A 16637-nucleotide genomic window follows, 5' to 3' on the forward strand; every position below is an offset into this window, starting at 1 on the left:
AAAAAAAAACAGCCAGGGCTAAATCCCCCTGGCTGCAATCCTACTTTATAAACGCCCTCACCACTCCGGAAGGAACCCACCTCTGCAATGACCTGTAAGCTCGTCCATTGATATAAAAGAAGTAGCTGACGGGGCCGGCTGTCTTGATCATTTCCTTGGCCAGTTTCCTGATTCTTTCCTGTCGCCTTACTTTTTCGTCTGACAGGTAAACGCCGAGCAGCCCGCGGTTAATCAATTTGTGGAATTTCCGGTGTGGCAATCGGGCTGTATGGTAATCAGCATTTTTCACGAAGTGCCGGAGCCGCTCAAACAATGCTTCTTCATTTTCATAATAAAAACAGAAGTTCAGATCGCCGCCTTCGCGGTCTTCTTCCTGGTCGATGAAATAATCGAGCAGGATGTGAAGGCCCTGTATGTAAGGGAAATATCCTTCGCGAATGCTGTCGGCATATTCCGGTTTAAAATCATCGCGAAGCGCGTAGGATACGAGGCAAAAGATCCCGAGCGTCGAGCCGGTGCAAGCTGAGAATTCATACCACTCCATTTCTGGAATATTGTCACGGTGGCCGTCAAACCATCTTTGCAGCTTGGGACACGGTCTTTTACCTCAACATGCTTGTGGATTTGCAAATGGCAATAATAGTCACAAAGCTCGCTCAAATGGTGTTGGATATCTTGGTAGTAATCTAGCTCCGACAGGACTTGCCGGCAAACAGTCACGAGCTCGATGAGATATCCCCCGTCATTCTGGTCTTCCCGCTCCCGATAATAATTTTTCAATTGACGATTCGGATTCAAAGCGTCTGCCATCGATTCGTGAAGAGCAGAAAAATCGGCTGGATCCAATGATGTACTGCGGTCACAAAGATTATCCAGGTAATCGCTGATCGTCTGGTAAGCCACTATGAAACGAATCGCTTTTTTGTAATTCTTTTTCGCGGTCAGGCTCAATATTGAGCCTCCTTCGCAATGGAAGGTTTTATGCTCGATACTGGCGAGTGCCTGTTTCCTTAATTCAGGATTCGGAATCTCCTCTGCCCTGCTCTTCCAGTATGCCAACTCCCTGTGCACCTGAGGCAGAACTTGTTTGTATACACGGTACATCAAACTGATGGGCATTGATGGGATCATCATGCTGCAGCTTCACCCTCTCCATATCTAATACACATATCCAATTGCTTTCAGCTGGCTGATGACAAAATCATGCGCATAGTCAAAAATCTCTTCGCGTTCAGGTTCATTGAACACCTCATGATAGCACTTCGGCCATTCTTTATACCTTTTTTCAGAGAGCGGAGCATTGTTGAACCATTCCTTGACAGAACGTTTATCCACAATCCGATCATCGCCGCCCTGAAGCAAGAGCGTTGGAACGTCCTGGACTTTCCCCATGTTTTCAAAGGCTTGCTCCATGGCTGCTGCCAGCTCGCGGTACCAGCGCACCGACACCTTCGTAATGTATAGTGAGTCATTCGCGTCGACCGCCCTCACATCTTCATTCCTGGTTGCCATCTCGACTGAGAGGCCTGAAGAGATTCGGAAAGTCGGAACAATGACATTCAATCCGTGTGAAAGCATATCCAGCATTTTCGAAGGATAATTGACCAAACCAAGGCATGGCGATGACAAAATGAGTCCGGCAATCTCTACACGCACTTCCTGAAGCATGCGAATTGCCACTAAGCCACCCATACTATGGCCGAGCAAAAATACTGGCAGGCCAAATTCATAAGCTGCCTCAACCCATTCTTTGACTTCCAAAATGTACTCATCAAATGAATCAATATGGCCACGGTTCGCCCTAGTCGTCATGCCCTGTCCAGGCAAATCACCCATAATGACATGAAATCCGGATGAGCGCCAGGCTTCAATCAGCCACCCGTATCGCCTGTGATGCTCGAGGGCACCATGAATCATAACGATTACACCTTAGCATCCCCGTCAGCTTCCCATTTCCACATGACCATTCCCCCACTCAAATACTTTTTCTTTCTTTAAAAGAACTATAATATATAAATAGTGAAAAATAAAAATGAAAGCACTGATAAAAACTATTTTATTTAGGAGTGTAATAAATGATTTACCCTTACAAAGGCAAGATACCTAAAATAGCGGATTCCGCTTTTATTGCGGATTATGTAACGATTAGCGGGGATGTCGAAATCGGCGAGGAATCGAGCGTTTGGTTCAACACCTCGATCCGCGGCGACGTCGCTCCCACCATTATCGGCAATAAAGTGAATATACAGGATAACTCTGTCCTCCATCAAAGTCCAAACAATCCGCTCATTCTTGAAGATGAAGTGACTGTTGGCCACCAGGTCATCCTCCACAGCTGCATCATCCGAAAAAAAGCTTTGATTGGGATGGGCTCCATCATCCTCGATCAGGCCGAAATCGGTGAAGGTGCTTTTATTGGTGCCGGCAGCCTTGTTCCTCAAGGCAAAAAAATCCCGCCGAACTCGCTTGCGTTCGGACGCCCAGCCAAGGTCATCCGCGAGCTGAATGAAGACGACATCCGTGACATGGAGCGAATTTCAAGAGAGTATGCGGAGAAAGGCCAGTACTATAAAAATCTACAAAACAAAGACACTGATTGATTAAACAAATCCCGCATCAGTCCGATATTAATTTATATATTATACCCTGCAATTTTTAAAATATGCGGACGGGCCAGGTGATCGATGTGGATATGTTATATATATCAATTGCGGCTGTTGTACCTCTGCTAGTCTTGTTTTTTCTGTTAATCCGAAATCAAAATAGCATGATAAAATCCATCTTGATATTTTTGTTTGTTTTTACATCGGTAGCCGGGGCCTTCCTGCTCGAGAACCTGCAGGCTTCACATGTTGCCAAGGCTGTCCAGTCGGTCAAGGAATGGCTTGATGAGCCCGAACCAAGTGCACCACCACAGGCAGCTGCAATAATAGAAGAATACAAACCTGAAATCATCCCTATAAAAAACCAGGTACTCCTGGATGCTCCGGTCATCTGGCAGATGCCTGAGCTCCCAAGAGGATGCGAAGTCACAAGTCTCGCCATGCTCCTGCAGTACCAGGGTGTTCAAGTGGACAAGCTGACACTTGCCAGGGGAGTAAAGAAAAACCCAGCTGAATACCGGCTCAATAATGGGAAAATCTATTTTGGCGATCCAAATGAAGGATTTGTCGGCAATATGTACACCTATACCCAACCAGGATTGGGTGTCTACCACAAACCGATTGCTGAACTGGCAGGACAATATCTTCCTGGAAAAATAAAGGACCTTACAGGCGCAGAATTCCAGGAACTTAAAATCCACTTATCAGATGACCGCCCAGTATGGGTCATCACGAATACTGAATATAAAAGGTTGGACGATAGCTTTTTCCAAACATGGTATACACCTAATGGAGAAGTCAAAGTTACAACAAAAGAGCATTCTGTACTGGTTACCGGCTATGATGGAAATTCCGTTTATTTCAACGACCCGTTGACTGGCGAAAAAAATAAAAAAGCACCCATTAAGGACTTCGTGGAAGCCTGGGTGCAGATGGGAAGGCAAGCAGTTACCTACCTTCCCTGATCTTTAAGATTGTAAGACTTTCTGAGCTTCATACTCCTTCTGGAAGGAGTATTTTTTTCGACATAAACATCATGCCACATCATGAACATCAGCACTGTCCAGATTTTACGGCTGTTGTCAGCCTTGTTCTGGCAGTGGTCATCCAATAGCTTCAATAAGTAAGACTTATTGATAAGATGCTCTGTGTTGCTTTCCTTGATGATGTTCTTCGCCCACTCGTTCATTTCATTCTTCAGCCAGTGGCGAATCGGCACCGGGAAGCCAAGCTTTTGCGTGTAAGAACGTGGTCAGGTACAACGCCTTCAGCCGCTTTACGCAAAATGTACTTGGTGGTGTTGTTAGCTGTTTTCAAGCTTGTAGGAATCTTTGAAGCTGTTTCAAAAACAATTTTATCAAGGAATGGCACTCGAAGTTCCAAAGAATGAGCCATCGTCATTTTATCAGCCTTCAATAAAATGTCCCCGCGCATCCAAGTGTGGATATCGATATATTGCATTGTATCAACCGGGTCGTAGCCTCTGCTCTCGCGATAAAGAGGCTTCGTGATATCCCTGAAATCGTACTGTCCATTATAGACGTGCAACAGCTCACTCTTCTCTTTTTCGGTGAACATCTTCGCGTTTCCAATGTAACGCTCTTCCATTGGCGTCACGCCGCGTTCGATGAAGCTCTTGCCCTTCATGCCCTCTGGCATCATTTTCGAAATGCCCTTCAGCATCGACTTCCCTACCTGGGGAATCTTGTTGAACATTTCAAGGTCCTGCGGCTCGCGGTAAATATTATAGCCGCCGAACAATTCATCCGCACCTTCTCCAGAAAGGACAACCGTTACATGCTTCCTTGCTTCCCGGGCAACGAAATATAAAGGTATAGCAGCCGGGTCAGCAAGCGGATCATCCATATGCCACATGATTTTCGGAAGTTCATCCATATACTCCTGCGGACTGATCACATAGCTGATGTTTTCAACACCGAGTCGATCAGCCGTTTCCTTAGCCACATCAATCTCGCTGAAGCCATTTTGTTCAAACCCGACAGAGAATGTCTTGATTGAAGGATGATACTGCTTCGCAATCGATGCGATGATCGAGGAATCAATTCCGCCAGAAAGGAAAGAACCAACTGGCACATCACTGCGCATGTGGATTTTCACCGATTCGAACAGAACATCCCTGATCTCCTTCGTGAACTCATCCTCGGATTTGTGGATTGGCGAGAAGCTCGCTTTCCAGTATCGCTTGATTTCCATTGGCGAACCGATTTTCTTTGTAAAATAATGCCCTGGCTCAAGCTTGTAAATACCTTCAGACATTGTATTTGGTTCTGGCACGAATTGATAAGTCAGGTAATGCTGCAATGCCTTGTAATCAAGGACATCGTTTTCCAGCGCTAGAAGGATGCTCTTTTTCTCAGAACCAAAGAACGTGCGGTCGCCATCTTCAAAGTAGAAGAAAGGCTTGATGCCGAAATGGTCACGCGCACCGTAAAGGATCTGCTCTTGCTTATCCCAGATGACAAATGCGAACATACCGCGAAGCTTGTCAACAGCCTGCTCTTTATAATGGCTGTATAGGGCAATGATCACCTCAGTGTCCGAATGAGTTTCGAAGGTAAGCCCTTCTTCAATCAACTCTTCACGAAGCTCAAGATAGTTGTAGATTTCCCCGTTGAAAATGATCCAATAGCGCTCATTTTCATACGTCAATGGCTGATGGCCAGCCTCAAGGTCGATGATGCTCAGACGGCGGAAGCCAAACTGGATATGCTCATCATAGAAATACCCATCATCATCGGGACCACGGTGGGTGATGATGTCGTTCATATTTTTAAACAGCTGCTTGTCATCGCTGCTGAATTCCTGTGCATTTTCATGTACACAACCGATAAAGCCACACATTATGTACTTCACCTTCTCCATTTCAGATAAAAATTTATTGTTATTTTCCAGTGATTTTACTCCCAAAAAACATACCATCTAATACTATCATTAAACGCAAGGTTTTTGCAGTAAAATCTGAGGGAAATTTAAGGTAATACTCTATTTTACACCTTTTGGACCATTCGCAAACCCTTCTCGCCTCTTCCCTGATTAGACGGCAAATAATAAAGGGAGTTACATATTTCTATGCAACTCCCTTGTGATTTTATTTTCCTTGAGCTTGAGTGCGAAGTGCCTCAGCCTTGTCTGTTCGCTCCCATGGAAGGTCAACGTCAGAACGGCCGAAGTGTCCATAAGCAGCTGTCTGCTTGTAGATTGGCTTGCGCAGGTCAAGCATGTTGATGATACCAGCCGGGCGAAGGTCAAAGTTGCTTTCAACAACGTCGATCAAGACATCTTCGCTCACTTTGCCTGTGCCAAATGTATCGATTGAAATCGATACCGGACGAGCTACTCCGATTGCGTATGCAAGCTGTACTTCAACTTTTTCGGCAAGGCCAGCAGCTACGATGTTCTTCGCAACGTAACGTGCAGCGTATGCAGCTGAGCGGTCAACTTTTGTAGGATCCTTACCAGAGAATGCACCGCCGCCGTGGCGAGCATATCCGCCGTAAGTATCAACGATGATCTTGCGGCCAGTAAGACCTGCATCACCCTGTGGTCCGCCGATTACGAAACGGCCAGTTGGGTTGATAAAATATTTTGTGTTTTCGTCGATCAATTCTGCTGGTACAACAGGGTTGATGACATGTTCTTTAAGGTTGCGCTGGATTTGCTCAAGCGAAACTTCTGGGTGGTGCTGAGTTGAAATAACGATTGTGTCGACTCGGACTGGCTTGTCATTCTCGTCGTATTCAACTGTTACCTGAGTTTTTCCATCCGGACGAAGGTATGGAAGGATTTCTTCCTTACGTACCAAAGTAAGGCGGCGAGAAAGCTTGTGAGCTAATGAAATCGGAAGAGGCATAAGCTCTATCGTTTCGTTGCATGCAAAACCGAACATCAAACCCTGATCTCCAGCACCGATAGCTTCGATTTCGTCGTCTGACATTTGCCCTTCACGTGCTTCAAGAGCCTGGTCAACACCCATTGCGATGTCAGCAGACTGCTCGTCGATCGAAGTCAATACTGCGCAAGTCTCGAAGTCGAAACCATACTTTGCACGCGTGTAGCCAATTTCCTTGACTGTTTCACGAACGATTTTCGGAATATCTACGTATGTAGATGTAGTGATTTCCCCTGCAACTAGTACAAGGCCTGTAGTAACTGATGTTTCAGCAGCAACACGTGCGTTAGCATCTTTAGCAAGGATTGCATCCAAAATCGCGTCAGAAATCTGGTCGCAAATTTTATCCGGATGGCCTTCTGTTACTGATTCAGAAGTGAACAAACGGCGTTTGTTTGACATCTTAGTTCCTCCCTCATTTATAAAAATTGATCGAGACTGTCCCAATACAGACCTCGGGTTGATACGGTACTCATTCCCTATGTAGTATGAAATAAACGCTGAGTTTTTATTAGAAAAATTTGTTTTTGATTCATGGTCAATTTCTTTTTTTTCCTAATTTTCACCCACGGGAGCAATGACACCAAAGAAGGCAATCCGGTGCATTTTCATGCATTTGGACAGAAAAAAGCAATATAAAAAACCTCTCCAATTTCGAGGAAAGGTTTATGCTTAAATCCGCGCCTTTCGCTCTTATCGTTCAAGGGCAGTTCCCTTGCGTCAGGTTAGCACCTTTGCCCGGAAAAAATCAGCATTCCATTAAGCTGAGCTTTCTCGTCTGCAGGTTGCTGGGTTTCATTGGGCCTGTCCCTCCACCAGCTCGGGATAAGAGAGTATCCGTTCAAGACCAAATCATAACGAAACTATAATTGCATGTCAATGATTTTCTCGGTAAATTTGTCGATTGTTGTTGAAAGTTTTTTTGTATAATAAAATGGCCGCGAAACGTCCCTTTTTGCTTGACTATATAAAGAAAGAATTATATAACGCAAGTGAGGTGCAAGGTAATTTTCCGAGTCATTAGTATAGATTAATCAAACTAATGTGTTATACTAATACCAAGATGTAAACACTTACAAAATATTAAACTTTTAAAAAGGAAGGTATTTTCCGATGAATGTTGTAGGAATATCAAATGAACTTTCAGCATTATTAACTGGAAGCAATGTAAAGGTACAGTTATCTGTTCCCCAGCTTGTTGAAAAAGTCCTGAACCGAAACGAAGGCTCCTGACTTCAACTGGTGCCGTTAGAGCAACCACTGGTAAGTATACTGGCCGTTCACCAAAAGATAAATTCATAGTTGAAGAAGAATCCGTGAAGGACAAAATTGACTGGGGATCCGTCAATCAGCCGATTTCCGAGGAATCTTTTACAAAACTATATAATAAGGTATTGAATTTCCTTAAAGAAAAAGAGGAAGTATTCGTATTCAAAGGATTTGCGGGTGCTGATAAGAAATACCAGCTTCCGATCCAGGTAATCAATGAATACGCCTGGCACAACCTTTTCGCACATCAATTGTTCATCCGACCAACGGAGGAAGAGCTTGTTGATCATGAGTCTGAATTCACGGTTATTTCTGCTCCAACTTTCAAGGCGGATCCTAAAGTTGATGGCACGAATTCAGAGACATTTATCATTGTTTCTTTTGAACAGCGCGTCGTATTGATCGGCGGAACAGAATATGCGGGTGAAATGAAGAAGTCGATTTTCTCCGTGATGAACTATTTGCTGCCTGAAAACGGCATTCTTTCCATGCACTGCTCCGCAAACGTGGGACGCGAAGGCGATGTCGCATTATTCTTCGGTCTTTCCGGAACTGGAAAGACAACTTTGTCAGCTGATAACAACCGACGCCTGATTGGTGATGATGAGCACGGCTGGTCAGCTAACGGTGTGTTCAACATTGAGGGTGGCTGCTATGCGAAGTGCATCAACTTATCGAAGGAAAAAGAACCACAAATTTATGATGCGATCCGTTTCGGTTCTGTACTTGAAAATGTCGTTGTCGATGAAGAAACCCGTGTTGCGGACTATGATGAAGGCAGCCTTACTGAAAATACACGTGCAGCTTATCCAATCCAGGCTATTGAAAACATCGTGGACCCAAGCATTTCCGGACATCCAAACGCGATTGTATTCCTGACTGCCGACGCTTTCGGAGTTCTGCCTCCAATCGCAAAGCTTACAAAGGAACAGGCAATGTACCATTTCTTGAGCGGATATACTTCAAAGCTGGCAGGTACAGAGCGCGGAATCACTTCACCACAAGCAACGTTCTCGACTTGCTTTGGCTCACCTTTCCTTCCGCTGGCAGCAACAAGGTACGCGGAAATGCTCGGTGAAAAAATCGACGAGCACAACGCGAAAGTTTTCCTTGTGAACACAGGATGGACAGGAGGAGAGTATGGCACCGGCAGCCGCATGAAGCTTGCATACACTCGCGCAATGGTCCAGGCAGCACTTGAAGGCGAACTGAACAATGTCGAAACCGTCAAAGACGAAATTTTCGGCCTTGATATTCCGGCACACGTACCAGGTGTACCAGACGACGTCCTTCAGCCAGTCAAGACATGGAGCGACAAAGAAGCCTACTACGCAAAAGCAAACGAACTTGCAGGCAAGTTCCGCGAAAACTTCAAAAAGTTCTCAAACGTACCGTCCGAGATCGAAGAAAAAGGCGGACCGACAGCTAAATAAGAAATTGATGAATGAGGCCATCTCCGGTGAGGAGATGGCCTTTTTTTTGGATGGTTGGGATCAATCATCCACTTTTTTTGGGGAGGTCGTGAATTAGGACAAATTTCCGCTTTGAGCCTGTGATTTTGTCCGAAGTTGCACCGGCTTCGGACAATTTTTCGCTTTGAGCTCGGGATTTTGTCTGAAGTTGACCAAGCTTCGGACAAATTTCCGCTTCGTCCCAAGCCAAAATAAAAAACAGAGCACAATATGTGCCCTGCTTAGTTGGTTGAGTTCAAGGAAATTAACTGATACGTAAGTGTTGTTGTGTTTTCTGTCCATTCTACTTTTTTGATGACACCTGTTCCGGTAAGGTCACCTTCAATTGTCTTTTTGACTTCTAGTGGAATGTCAACTGGATAAAGCCTGTAGCCTTCCTTGGTCAAAGAGAAGAAATTGTCTTCGAGCCGCTTTTCCCGGCCCTTTGTTACGATCATTGTATTCAACTCTAATGGCATCCCCATTGTACTCGCTCCTCTATTGTTCATCATTAATATCACTTTCATTTTATCATTGTTGCTATTGTGATTTCATCCAATTCGTTAAGTCGGACACAACTTTCCGGTTCATTGCTGGCGGAAAGTAATGTGTGTAGTCATCAAAATACCAGTTTTCCACAGGCTTGTCTAACTCTTTTAATCGTTTCTCTATCCGATAGGAGTGTTCAACCGATACATTGCGGTCATTCCGGCCGTGGATCAGCAGCACCGGTGCCTTCAGGTTTTCGATTTCGTATAAAGGCGTCCGGAATTTATAGCGGTTTGGCACCTTTTTTGGTGACCCGCCGATTACCCTTTTCATCATCCTGCGCAAATCCTTTCTCTCAACATACGTTAAAAACATATCCGTTACCCCTCCCCAGGTAACGACCGACGCCGTCTCCGGAAATTGAATGGCAGTCAGCAAGGCCATCAATCCTCCGCGTGAAAATCCAAAGACATGAATCCTATCAACCCATGGCAATGTTTGCAGCAGCCTGAATCCGGCAAAGGCATCGACCCGGTCGTCGCCGCCAAAGTCTTCATCTCCTTCCCCTCCCTGGTTCCCACGGTAAAAAGGAGCGAAAACCGTGAAGCCTTCAGACGCAAATTGCACAATACGTGCAGGCCTTACCTTTCCTACATTTTTGATTCCACCGCGCAGATACAGGAATCCTTCCGTCTCACTTCCATCAATCGGCCTGGCTAGAAGTCCTTTGACCCGCAGTCCGCCTGCATAGTAAGTCACCATTTCTAGCTTGACTGCCGGATTGGGAGAAGGAAATTTATAAGCCGAGATCATTAACCCCTCATTTTCCAAAAATAAACACTCCTCACCTATATGAAATTCTTTAAATTTGGTTCCTGGGCATTCACACATTTTTAGGTAATTCATACGATACTGTAAGCCCAATTTAATACAGTTTTTTAGGAGGAATCCTTATGAAAAAATGGTTCAAAGCCGGTTTTGCTTTATTGATGGTTGCTGTACTTATTATACCTCTTGCAGCCTGCGGTCAAGACAAGGTACAGACTGTCAAAGTTGCAGAGGTAACGCGCTCAATATTCTATGCTCCTCAATATGTTGCCCTTGAAAAAGGATTTTTTGAGGAGGAAGGGTTGAAAGTTGAATTAACGACAACATGGGGCGGCGACAAGACCATGACAGCCGTACTCTCCAACGCAGCAGATATTGGACTCGTTGGTTCAGAGACATCCATCTACGTTTATGCTCAGGGATCAAATGATCCAGTCATCAACTTTGCCCAGCTGACGCAAACAGATGGCACCTTCCTTGTATCCAGAGAAAAAATCGATGACTTTTCTTGGGATCAGTTAAAAGGAGCCACTTATCTCGGCAGCGCACAGGCGGGATGCCGCAAATGGTCGGTGAATTCGTCCTCAAGAAGCACGGCATCGATCCAAAGGCAGATTTAGAGATGATCCAAAATATTGATTACGCGAATATACCTAACGCTTTCGCTTCCGGAACTGGTGACTTCGTCCAGCTATTCGAGCCGCAGGCCAGCATGTTTGAATTGGAAGGCATAGGCCATATCGTCGCTTCATTCGGAACAGAATCCGGTCATGTACCATATACCACATTTATGGCCAAACAAAGCTATATGAAGAAAAACCCGGAGACAATCGAAAAATTCACCCGCGCAATTCATAAGGCTCAGAAATGGGTGGACTCTCACAGTGCAAAAGAAACAGCGGAGGTTATCCAGCCATTCTTTAAAGATACAGATCTGTCGCTGATCGAAACGGTTGTTGATCGATACAAGAGCCAGGGATCATACGCAACTGACCCGATTCTAGATGAAGAGGAATGGAATAATCTGCAGGACATCATGGATGAAGCAGGAGAACTTCCTGAGGAAGTAAGCCATGACACCTTAGTCAACACAGAGGTGGCAGAAGAAATCATGAAATAACAGGAGGTTGCAGCCAATGGACTTTTTGACATTAACAGGGATCCAGCACACTTATTTTACACAAACAACCGCTGTCACTGCTTTGAATAATATTTCACTGGATGTCCAGGAAGGTGAGTTTGTATCCTTCCTGGGTCCGAGCGGCTGCGGCAAAACGACATTGCTTTCGATTATAGCAGGGTTGATTGATCCTACCGATGGACAGGTAAAACTGGAAGGGAAATCAGTCAAGGATGCTGCGAATCAAACCGGATACATGCTGCAGCAGGATTATTTATTTCCTTGGAAAACAATTGAGGAAAATATTTTTCTTGGCCTGAAGATTAGCGGAACTTTTAATGATTCTAAAAAAGCTGAGGTTTTATCGCTGCTAAGGCAAATGGGTTTGGAGAATGTAGAAAAGCATTATCCTAAACAGCTGTCGGGTGGGATGCGCCAGCGTGTGGCACTGGTAAGAACACTGGCAACAGAACCTAAGCTGCTCATGCTTGATGAACCTTTTTCTGCATTGGACTATCAAACGAAATTGAAACTTGAGGACCTGGTTTCAAACACCTTCAAGACTTTTGGAAAAACAGCGATTCTCGTAACACATGATATCGGCGAAGCGATAGCAATGAGTGACCGCATCTTCCTGTTTTCGCCAAGACCTGGACGCCTCCATAAAACTTTTTCGATACCAGATGAGTTAAGGAATTTGAGTCCTTTCGAGGCCAGGAACCACCCTTTATACAATAAACTGTTCCAGACAGTATGGAAGGAGTTGGAGTCAATTGAACCAGAAGAAAACTGAACTCCTCCATCAAGAGTATCTTAAAAAGTTAAGTCGCGAGCGAAAAGTCGTCCGCATCTATCAATTACTGATTTTCATAGCCTTTTTTGCCCTATGGGAAATCTCAAGCCAACAAAAATGGATCGACCCGCTCTTATTCAGTTCACCATCGAGAATCTGGAATATGCTAATTGAGAAGACGATGGACGGTTCACTAGCTGTAAATCTTGGAGTGACGCTCGCGGAAACTGTACTGGGATTCATCCTTGGAACACTCGCCGGTACGATTCTGGCAGCTATTTTATGGTGGTCACCAATGGTGTCAAAAGTTCTGGATCCATATCTCGTGGTATTGAATTCGATGCCAAAGGTGGCGCTAGGCCCGATTTTAATCGTTGCACTTGGCACCAACATGACTTCGATTATTGCGATGGGTGCAATCATCTCCGTAATCATCACGACAATCGTTGTCTACACCGCTTTCAAAGAGGTGGACCCTAATTACCTGAAGGTGCTCCAGACATTCGGAGCAACTAGGACACAGTGCTTTCGAGAGGCAATCCTGCCAGCATCCTTTCCTACCATCATTTCCACCTTAAAAGTGAATGTCGGCTTGTCCTGGGTAGGAGTCATTGTCGGTGAATTCCTCGTTTCTGCGCGGGGCCTCGGATATATGATTATCTACGGTTTCCAGGTTTTCAATTTCACGCTCGTATTCCTGTCGCTGCTGGTCATTGCCGTGTTTGCAACCGTCATGTACCAGCTCGTCGAACTGCTTGAGAAGAAACTGATCAAAAGCAACCAGTAAAGAAGCCGGAGGGTCCGGCTTCTTTGCTTATTTAGAATTAGTAGCGGCAGCGCCAATAAATCTAGATTTTCGCCAATAAAATTGTGAACTCCGCCATTAATATCAGATTTTCGCCAATATATCAGAATCAGGGTTATAACCAACAATTAATTCCGATGCAATTTAACAACCTAACAAAAAAAGCGGCGAATCTGCCACTTTCATTGCTTTTTGCTTAAAAACTCAAGGCTGTGCATGATCACATCGTCCTTCATGATAAAACTGTACTCGTCCTTCATTCTTTCCACCAGTATATCGCCACTTACTAGCACTGGGCCGCCTGTTTCCAGGTAATCATCCTGTGGCAGTATTTTTTCTGCTTCACCATAAAAGATTCTTTTTACAAATGAACCCTCTTGATCACCAACCTGATACTCTCCAATAAACACTAGCTTACTTAAAACTGCGCCGGTCTCCTCCATGACCTCTCGGCGTGCTGCATCTTCCAAGGTTTCGCCTTTCTCCACTTTGCCGCCGGGAAACTCAAGACCTCTGACTCCATGTTTGGTCAAAAGCCATTTACCCTCAAATTTACAGATGACCAACACATGGCGCGCACTTTTTTCAAAGGTGTTTTCCTTAAAGGATAAGATCACATCTCCGCCGTTTATATCTTTAAACTTCTCCATTAAAGTTCTCCCCCGCCACTAAATCATGACCTAATTATATAGAAAAACAAAAAATGAATAAACCGCAGACACTGTCTGCGGCTGTTCTATTTTTCGGGGAGGATTCCCATGCTTTCAATATGGTTTCTGGCTTCTTCATCACCGAGTTTATAAATCATTTCATAGGTCTGGATCAGCTGTCTGTCGAGCGCATCATTTTCACGGTCATAATGGTATTGCACATATGGAACGTGCGCCCTCATGAAATTTTGCCAGCCTGTGGAATGGCTCTGGTCGAATATTTCCCTTAGCGCGGTGATTTCCTCGTCATTTGCCTCAATTTTAAAATTCCATGGAGATGCAGTTGAAACGCTTTGAATCTCGCCATCACTGATGTTGATGTAGTATGTTTTTTTGCCTTCTGGCATGTTCCTCACCTCATGGATATCGTTCCCTGCGTCTATAATCGTTTATACTGAATATCTTTAAAATAAATAATTTTTTCTGCCCTCCAAATTACTCTTCAAGTTGTCTGTATGTTAAAATTAGACCAAATATAGATAGAGGTAAATACCAAACCCAACAGGAAAATACTTCAATTGCAAAGGCATATTTTTTCCGCTGGAGGGTATTAAATAAGTATAAGGAATTATGGACGATCAAGAAGGAGAGGTGAAATCCAAATGAAACTGATTGATGAGCTATACGAACTGTACCGCAATAAATTGACCGGTGATGAAGAGGATATCGATATGCTCGCTTTTGCCTTCCTTGAAGAAATGAGCCGTGAGGACTTGTTGAAAATTATCCAGGATCTTGATAAGCAGGAGCTTTATGATTTAATGGGCCTATATCTGATCGAGAGCTTGAAGGGAAAGTTTGCCCAAGATGATTTCGGCGCGCGCTCTGTCAATTCATATCCTTCCCGCAATGTGCACTAATCCTTGTTAATATCATACATATAAACCGGCTGCGTGCCGGTTTTTTTTGTTCAACAATGAAAAAACTGGCCGATTTCATTTCGGCCAGTTTTCCTTTTATCCAAGATAAGCCTTGAACATCCACATATGCTTGCGAAGGCTCATTTTCACTTCTGTTAACATATCTGCTGTAGCTGTGTCTTCTGCTTTTTCTGCAAGTTCAATTGCGCTATGGAGCTCGTCCACGATCGTAGCGAAGTCATCGTGCAATTGTTTGACCATGTCTTCTTCATTTTCTGAACCAGTTGCTTCTTCAATTGAAGATAGTTCAAGGTATTCTTTAAGCGTTGCAACAGGCTTTCCGTCCAAAGCAAGAATTCTTTCGGCGAATTCATCAATGATTGTCGCTGCTTCGTTATAAAGCTCTTCGAATTTTACATGCAGCGTGAAAAAGTGCCGCCCTTTTACATACCAATGATAGTTGTGAAGCTTTGTGTAAAGAACCGTCCAGTTTGCAACTTGTTTGTTAACTGCTTGGATTAAATCTGTTTGTGCCATAGTTATTTTCATCCTCCCTTTTAGTCATAGTATATATTCCCCTTCCAGCCATTTAAAAAACATGCTGCCAGCAACTTTTTACCTATCCCGGAAAAGAACATGCTACAATAATTTTGAAGCAAAGGAGGACGTTTTATGTATACCGTTTTGATTATCTCAGTCATTATCGTTATCATTGTTCTAGTATTAAGTGTAGTCACCACTTCAAAAGCTTATCAGTATAAACATACTGTCGATCCGATTGACAACAATAACAGCCATGAAGATTCTAATGATGAAAATAAATAAAAGGAGCTGCGACACAGCTCCTTTTTAGAGTTAATGAAGGGATGAACACGATGTTAAAAAAAGCATTCATCGGCATCATACGCTTTTATCAGGTTGTGATTTCGCCAATAAAGCCGCCTACATGCCGTTTCTACCCAACATGCTCCCATTACGGGCTTGAAGCGATCAAAAGGTTTGGTCCCTTCAAAGGCGGTTGGCTGACGATTATACGCATCCTTAAGTGCCAGCCCTTACATCCGGGAGGCATGGACCCGGTACCGGAAGAGTGGCCATCAAAGAAAAAAGCTAAAGCCCATAACCATTAAATTTACTTTTCATAGCCATCGATTACTTGATCAAGCCTTCCCGTTGAAGGATCAATCACTAGTCCATGGACCGGAACATCCTTAGGCATCAAAGGATGGTTTTTAACGATTTCAACACTGTGGGCAACGCTGTCCTTAACATTGTCGAAACCGTGAAGCCATTCCTCTATGTTTATTCCCGAATAATTCAGTGTTCCCAGCATATCATCTGTAACACCGCGTTTTTTCATCTCCTCAATCATGATGTCGGGCTTCATCCCGCTCATTCCACAGTCATAATGGCCAATGATTGCCACTTCCTCTGCCTGCAGCTGGTAAACAGCGACAAGAAGACTTCTCATGATACTTCCGAATGGGTGCATGATAAGGGCACCGGCATTCTTTACAATTTTCACATCACCATTGCGAATATTCAAAGCCCGGGGCAAAAGTTCAACAAGCCTTGTATCCATACAGGTTAAAATAACCATCTTTTTATTCGGAAACTTAGTTGTGGTGAATTCTTCATATTTCTTTTCAGCTACGAACTTTTCATTAAAATCAAGGATTTCAGCAAGCATTCTCATCGTTTCATTCTCCTTTTAAACATCTCTTTCTAATAGAATACCGTAAACTGAATCTGAACCAAAATGTTTTACTTGATTTTGTCGCCAGCCTTTTGTATGATAC

The 16637-nt window shown here is 44.1% G+C and carries 14 protein-coding genes, 5 pseudogenes and 1 riboswitch; of the genes and pseudogenes, 9 read left to right on the forward strand and 10 right to left on the reverse strand.

Annotation, left to right across the window (positions count from 1 at the left end; translation table 11 throughout):
- Positions 1-40 precede the first annotated feature (40 nt).
- A pseudogene (gene tbcS, locus JCM21738_RS11455) lies at positions 41-1134 on the reverse strand (tetraprenyl-beta-curcumene synthase).
- 24 nt (positions 1135-1158) lie between these two features.
- Positions 1159-1961: pseudogene (locus JCM21738_RS11460) on the reverse strand (alpha/beta hydrolase).
- A 114-nt stretch (positions 1962-2075) separates the two neighbouring features.
- Here JCM21738_RS11460 and JCM21738_RS11465 point away from each other — a divergent pair.
- Together JCM21738_RS11465 and JCM21738_RS11470 are read left to right on the forward strand one after the other, a co-directional pair.
- The gene (locus tag JCM21738_RS11465; protein WP_023626893.1) at positions 2076-2600 is read left to right on the forward strand and encodes a gamma carbonic anhydrase; all 525 of its coding nucleotides are present in this window, start codon (positions 2076-2078) and stop codon (positions 2598-2600) included.
- A 92-nt stretch (positions 2601-2692) separates the two neighbouring features.
- Complete coding sequence (locus JCM21738_RS11470) at positions 2693-3568, forward strand: C39 family peptidase (protein ID WP_023626892.1); 876 nt, start codon at positions 2693-2695, stop codon at positions 3566-3568.
- 3 nt (positions 3569-3571) lie between these two features.
- Here the strand turns inward: JCM21738_RS11470 and asnB are convergent.
- A pseudogene (gene asnB / locus JCM21738_RS11475) lies at positions 3572-5465 on the reverse strand (asparagine synthase (glutamine-hydrolyzing)).
- 247 nt (positions 5466-5712) lie between these two features.
- Positions 5713-6915 carry a methionine adenosyltransferase gene (gene metK / locus JCM21738_RS11480; protein WP_023626890.1) on the reverse strand — a complete coding sequence of 401 codons (1203 nt, stop codon included), beginning with the start codon at positions 6913-6915 and terminating at the stop codon, positions 5713-5715.
- 288 nt (positions 6916-7203) lie between these two features.
- A riboswitch (SAM riboswitch) is annotated at positions 7204-7345 on the reverse strand.
- Positions 7346-7626: 281 nt separating this feature from the next.
- Between metK and pckA the strand changes: the two are divergent.
- A pseudogene (gene pckA / locus JCM21738_RS11485) lies at positions 7627-9215 on the forward strand (phosphoenolpyruvate carboxykinase (ATP)).
- Between the two features lie 260 nt (positions 9216-9475).
- Here pckA and JCM21738_RS11490 read toward each other — a convergent pair.
- Both JCM21738_RS11490 and JCM21738_RS11495 read right to left on the reverse strand, forming a co-directional pair.
- Positions 9476-9718 carry a DUF2584 domain-containing protein gene (locus JCM21738_RS11490; RefSeq protein ID WP_023626888.1) on the reverse strand — a complete coding sequence of 81 codons (243 nt, stop codon included), beginning with the start codon at positions 9716-9718 and terminating at the stop codon, positions 9476-9478.
- A gap of 55 nt (positions 9719-9773) precedes the next feature.
- Positions 9774-10535 (reverse strand): alpha/beta hydrolase family protein, encoded by a 762-nt coding sequence (locus tag JCM21738_RS11495; RefSeq protein ID WP_031308317.1) that lies wholly within the window; start codon positions 10533-10535, stop codon positions 9774-9776.
- A gap of 140 nt (positions 10536-10675) precedes the next feature.
- On the opposite strand from JCM21738_RS11495, the pseudogene JCM21738_RS11500 reads away from it, so the two are divergent.
- From JCM21738_RS11500 to JCM21738_RS11510, 3 genes and pseudogenes are all read left to right on the forward strand, one after another.
- Positions 10676-11670 (forward strand): annotated as a pseudogene (locus tag JCM21738_RS11500) (ABC transporter substrate-binding protein).
- A 16-nt stretch (positions 11671-11686) separates the two neighbouring features.
- A complete protein-coding gene (locus JCM21738_RS11505; protein ID WP_023626885.1) occupies positions 11687-12463 on the forward strand; it encodes an ABC transporter ATP-binding protein in 777 nt (258 codons plus the stop codon).
- Positions 12444-13250: an ABC transporter permease gene (locus JCM21738_RS11510; protein ID WP_023626884.1), complete on the forward strand. Its 807-nt coding sequence runs from the start codon at positions 12444-12446 to the stop codon at positions 13248-13250. The genes JCM21738_RS11505 and JCM21738_RS11510 overlap by 20 nt, the downstream gene beginning before the upstream one ends.
- Before the next feature lie 200 nt (positions 13251-13450).
- Here the strand turns inward: JCM21738_RS11510 and ytkD are convergent, their stop codons facing one another.
- Together ytkD and JCM21738_RS11520 are read right to left on the reverse strand one after the other, a co-directional pair.
- Positions 13451-13918 (reverse strand): RNA deprotection pyrophosphohydrolase, encoded by a 468-nt coding sequence (gene ytkD / locus JCM21738_RS11515; RefSeq protein ID WP_023626883.1) that lies wholly within the window; start codon positions 13916-13918, stop codon positions 13451-13453.
- A gap of 86 nt (positions 13919-14004) precedes the next feature.
- Positions 14005-14325 carry a hypothetical protein gene (locus tag JCM21738_RS11520; RefSeq protein ID WP_023626882.1) on the reverse strand — a complete coding sequence of 107 codons (321 nt, stop codon included), beginning with the start codon at positions 14323-14325 and terminating at the stop codon, positions 14005-14007.
- Positions 14326-14580: 255 nt separating this feature from the next.
- Between JCM21738_RS11520 and JCM21738_RS11525 the strand changes: the two genes are divergently transcribed.
- Entirely contained in the window at positions 14581-14838 is a 258-nt protein-coding gene (locus tag JCM21738_RS11525) for a DUF6154 family protein (RefSeq protein ID WP_023626881.1), read from the forward strand.
- A gap of 96 nt (positions 14839-14934) precedes the next feature.
- Here JCM21738_RS11525 and JCM21738_RS11530 read toward each other — a convergent pair whose 3' ends face one another.
- Positions 14935-15375, reverse strand: a complete 441-nt coding sequence (locus JCM21738_RS11530; RefSeq protein ID WP_023626880.1) for a Dps family protein — start codon at positions 15373-15375, stop codon at positions 14935-14937.
- A 135-nt stretch (positions 15376-15510) separates the two neighbouring features.
- On the opposite strand from JCM21738_RS11530, the gene ytzI reads away from it, so the two are divergent.
- Both ytzI and yidD read left to right on the forward strand, forming a co-directional pair.
- A complete protein-coding gene (gene ytzI / locus JCM21738_RS23295) occupies positions 15511-15663 on the forward strand; it encodes a YtzI protein (protein ID WP_023626879.1) in 153 nt (50 codons plus the stop codon).
- A gap of 50 nt (positions 15664-15713) precedes the next feature.
- Positions 15714-15968, forward strand: coding sequence for a membrane protein insertion efficiency factor YidD (gene yidD, locus JCM21738_RS11535; protein ID WP_023626878.1), 255 nt, complete (start codon positions 15714-15716; stop codon positions 15966-15968).
- Between the two features lie 2 nt (positions 15969-15970).
- On the opposite strand, the gene JCM21738_RS11540 is transcribed toward yidD, so the two are convergent.
- A complete protein-coding gene (locus tag JCM21738_RS11540; RefSeq protein WP_023626877.1) occupies positions 15971-16534 on the reverse strand; it encodes a beta-class carbonic anhydrase in 564 nt (187 codons plus the stop codon).
- Between the last annotated feature and the right edge of the window lie 103 nt (positions 16535-16637).

Origin of the sequence: Mesobacillus boroniphilus JCM 21738 (genome assembly GCF_000517385.1) — a bacterium.
GTDB lineage: Bacteria > Bacillota > Bacilli > Bacillales > Cytobacillaceae > Mesobacillus > Mesobacillus boroniphilus.

Bases quoted from the DNA above. Each gene is read 5' to 3' on its own strand.
- JCM21738_RS11465 (WP_023626893.1), top strand. From the start codon at position 2,076: ATGATTTACCCTTACAAAGGCAAGATACCTAAAATAGCGGATTCCGCT.
- JCM21738_RS11470 (WP_023626892.1), top strand. From the start codon at position 2,693: ATGTTATATATATCAATTGCGGCTGTTGTACCTCTGCTAGTCTTGTTT.
- metK (WP_023626890.1), bottom strand. From the start codon at position 6,915: ATGTCAAACAAACGCCGTTTGTTCACTTCTGAATCAGTAACAGAAGGC.
- JCM21738_RS11490 (WP_023626888.1), bottom strand. From the start codon at position 9,718: ATGGGGATGCCATTAGAGTTGAATACAATGATCGTAACAAAGGGCCGG.
- JCM21738_RS11495 (WP_031308317.1), bottom strand. From the start codon at position 10,535: ATGATCTCGGCTTATAAATTTCCTTCTCCCAATCCGGCAGTCAAGCTA.
- JCM21738_RS11505 (WP_023626885.1), top strand. From the start codon at position 11,687: ATGGACTTTTTGACATTAACAGGGATCCAGCACACTTATTTTACACAA.
- ytkD (WP_023626883.1), bottom strand. From the start codon at position 13,918: ATGGAGAAGTTTAAAGATATAAACGGCGGAGATGTGATCTTATCCTTT.
- JCM21738_RS11520 (WP_023626882.1), bottom strand. From the start codon at position 14,325: ATGCCAGAAGGCAAAAAAACATACTACATCAACATCAGTGATGGCGAG.
- JCM21738_RS11525 (WP_023626881.1), top strand. From the start codon at position 14,581: ATGAAACTGATTGATGAGCTATACGAACTGTACCGCAATAAATTGACC.
- JCM21738_RS11530 (WP_023626880.1), bottom strand. From the start codon at position 15,375: ATGGCACAAACAGATTTAATCCAAGCAGTTAACAAACAAGTTGCAAAC.
- ytzI (WP_023626879.1), top strand. From the start codon at position 15,511: ATGTATACCGTTTTGATTATCTCAGTCATTATCGTTATCATTGTTCTA.
- yidD (WP_023626878.1), top strand. From the start codon at position 15,714: ATGTTAAAAAAAGCATTCATCGGCATCATACGCTTTTATCAGGTTGTG.
- JCM21738_RS11540 (WP_023626877.1), bottom strand. From the start codon at position 16,534: ATGAGAATGCTTGCTGAAATCCTTGATTTTAATGAAAAGTTCGTAGCT.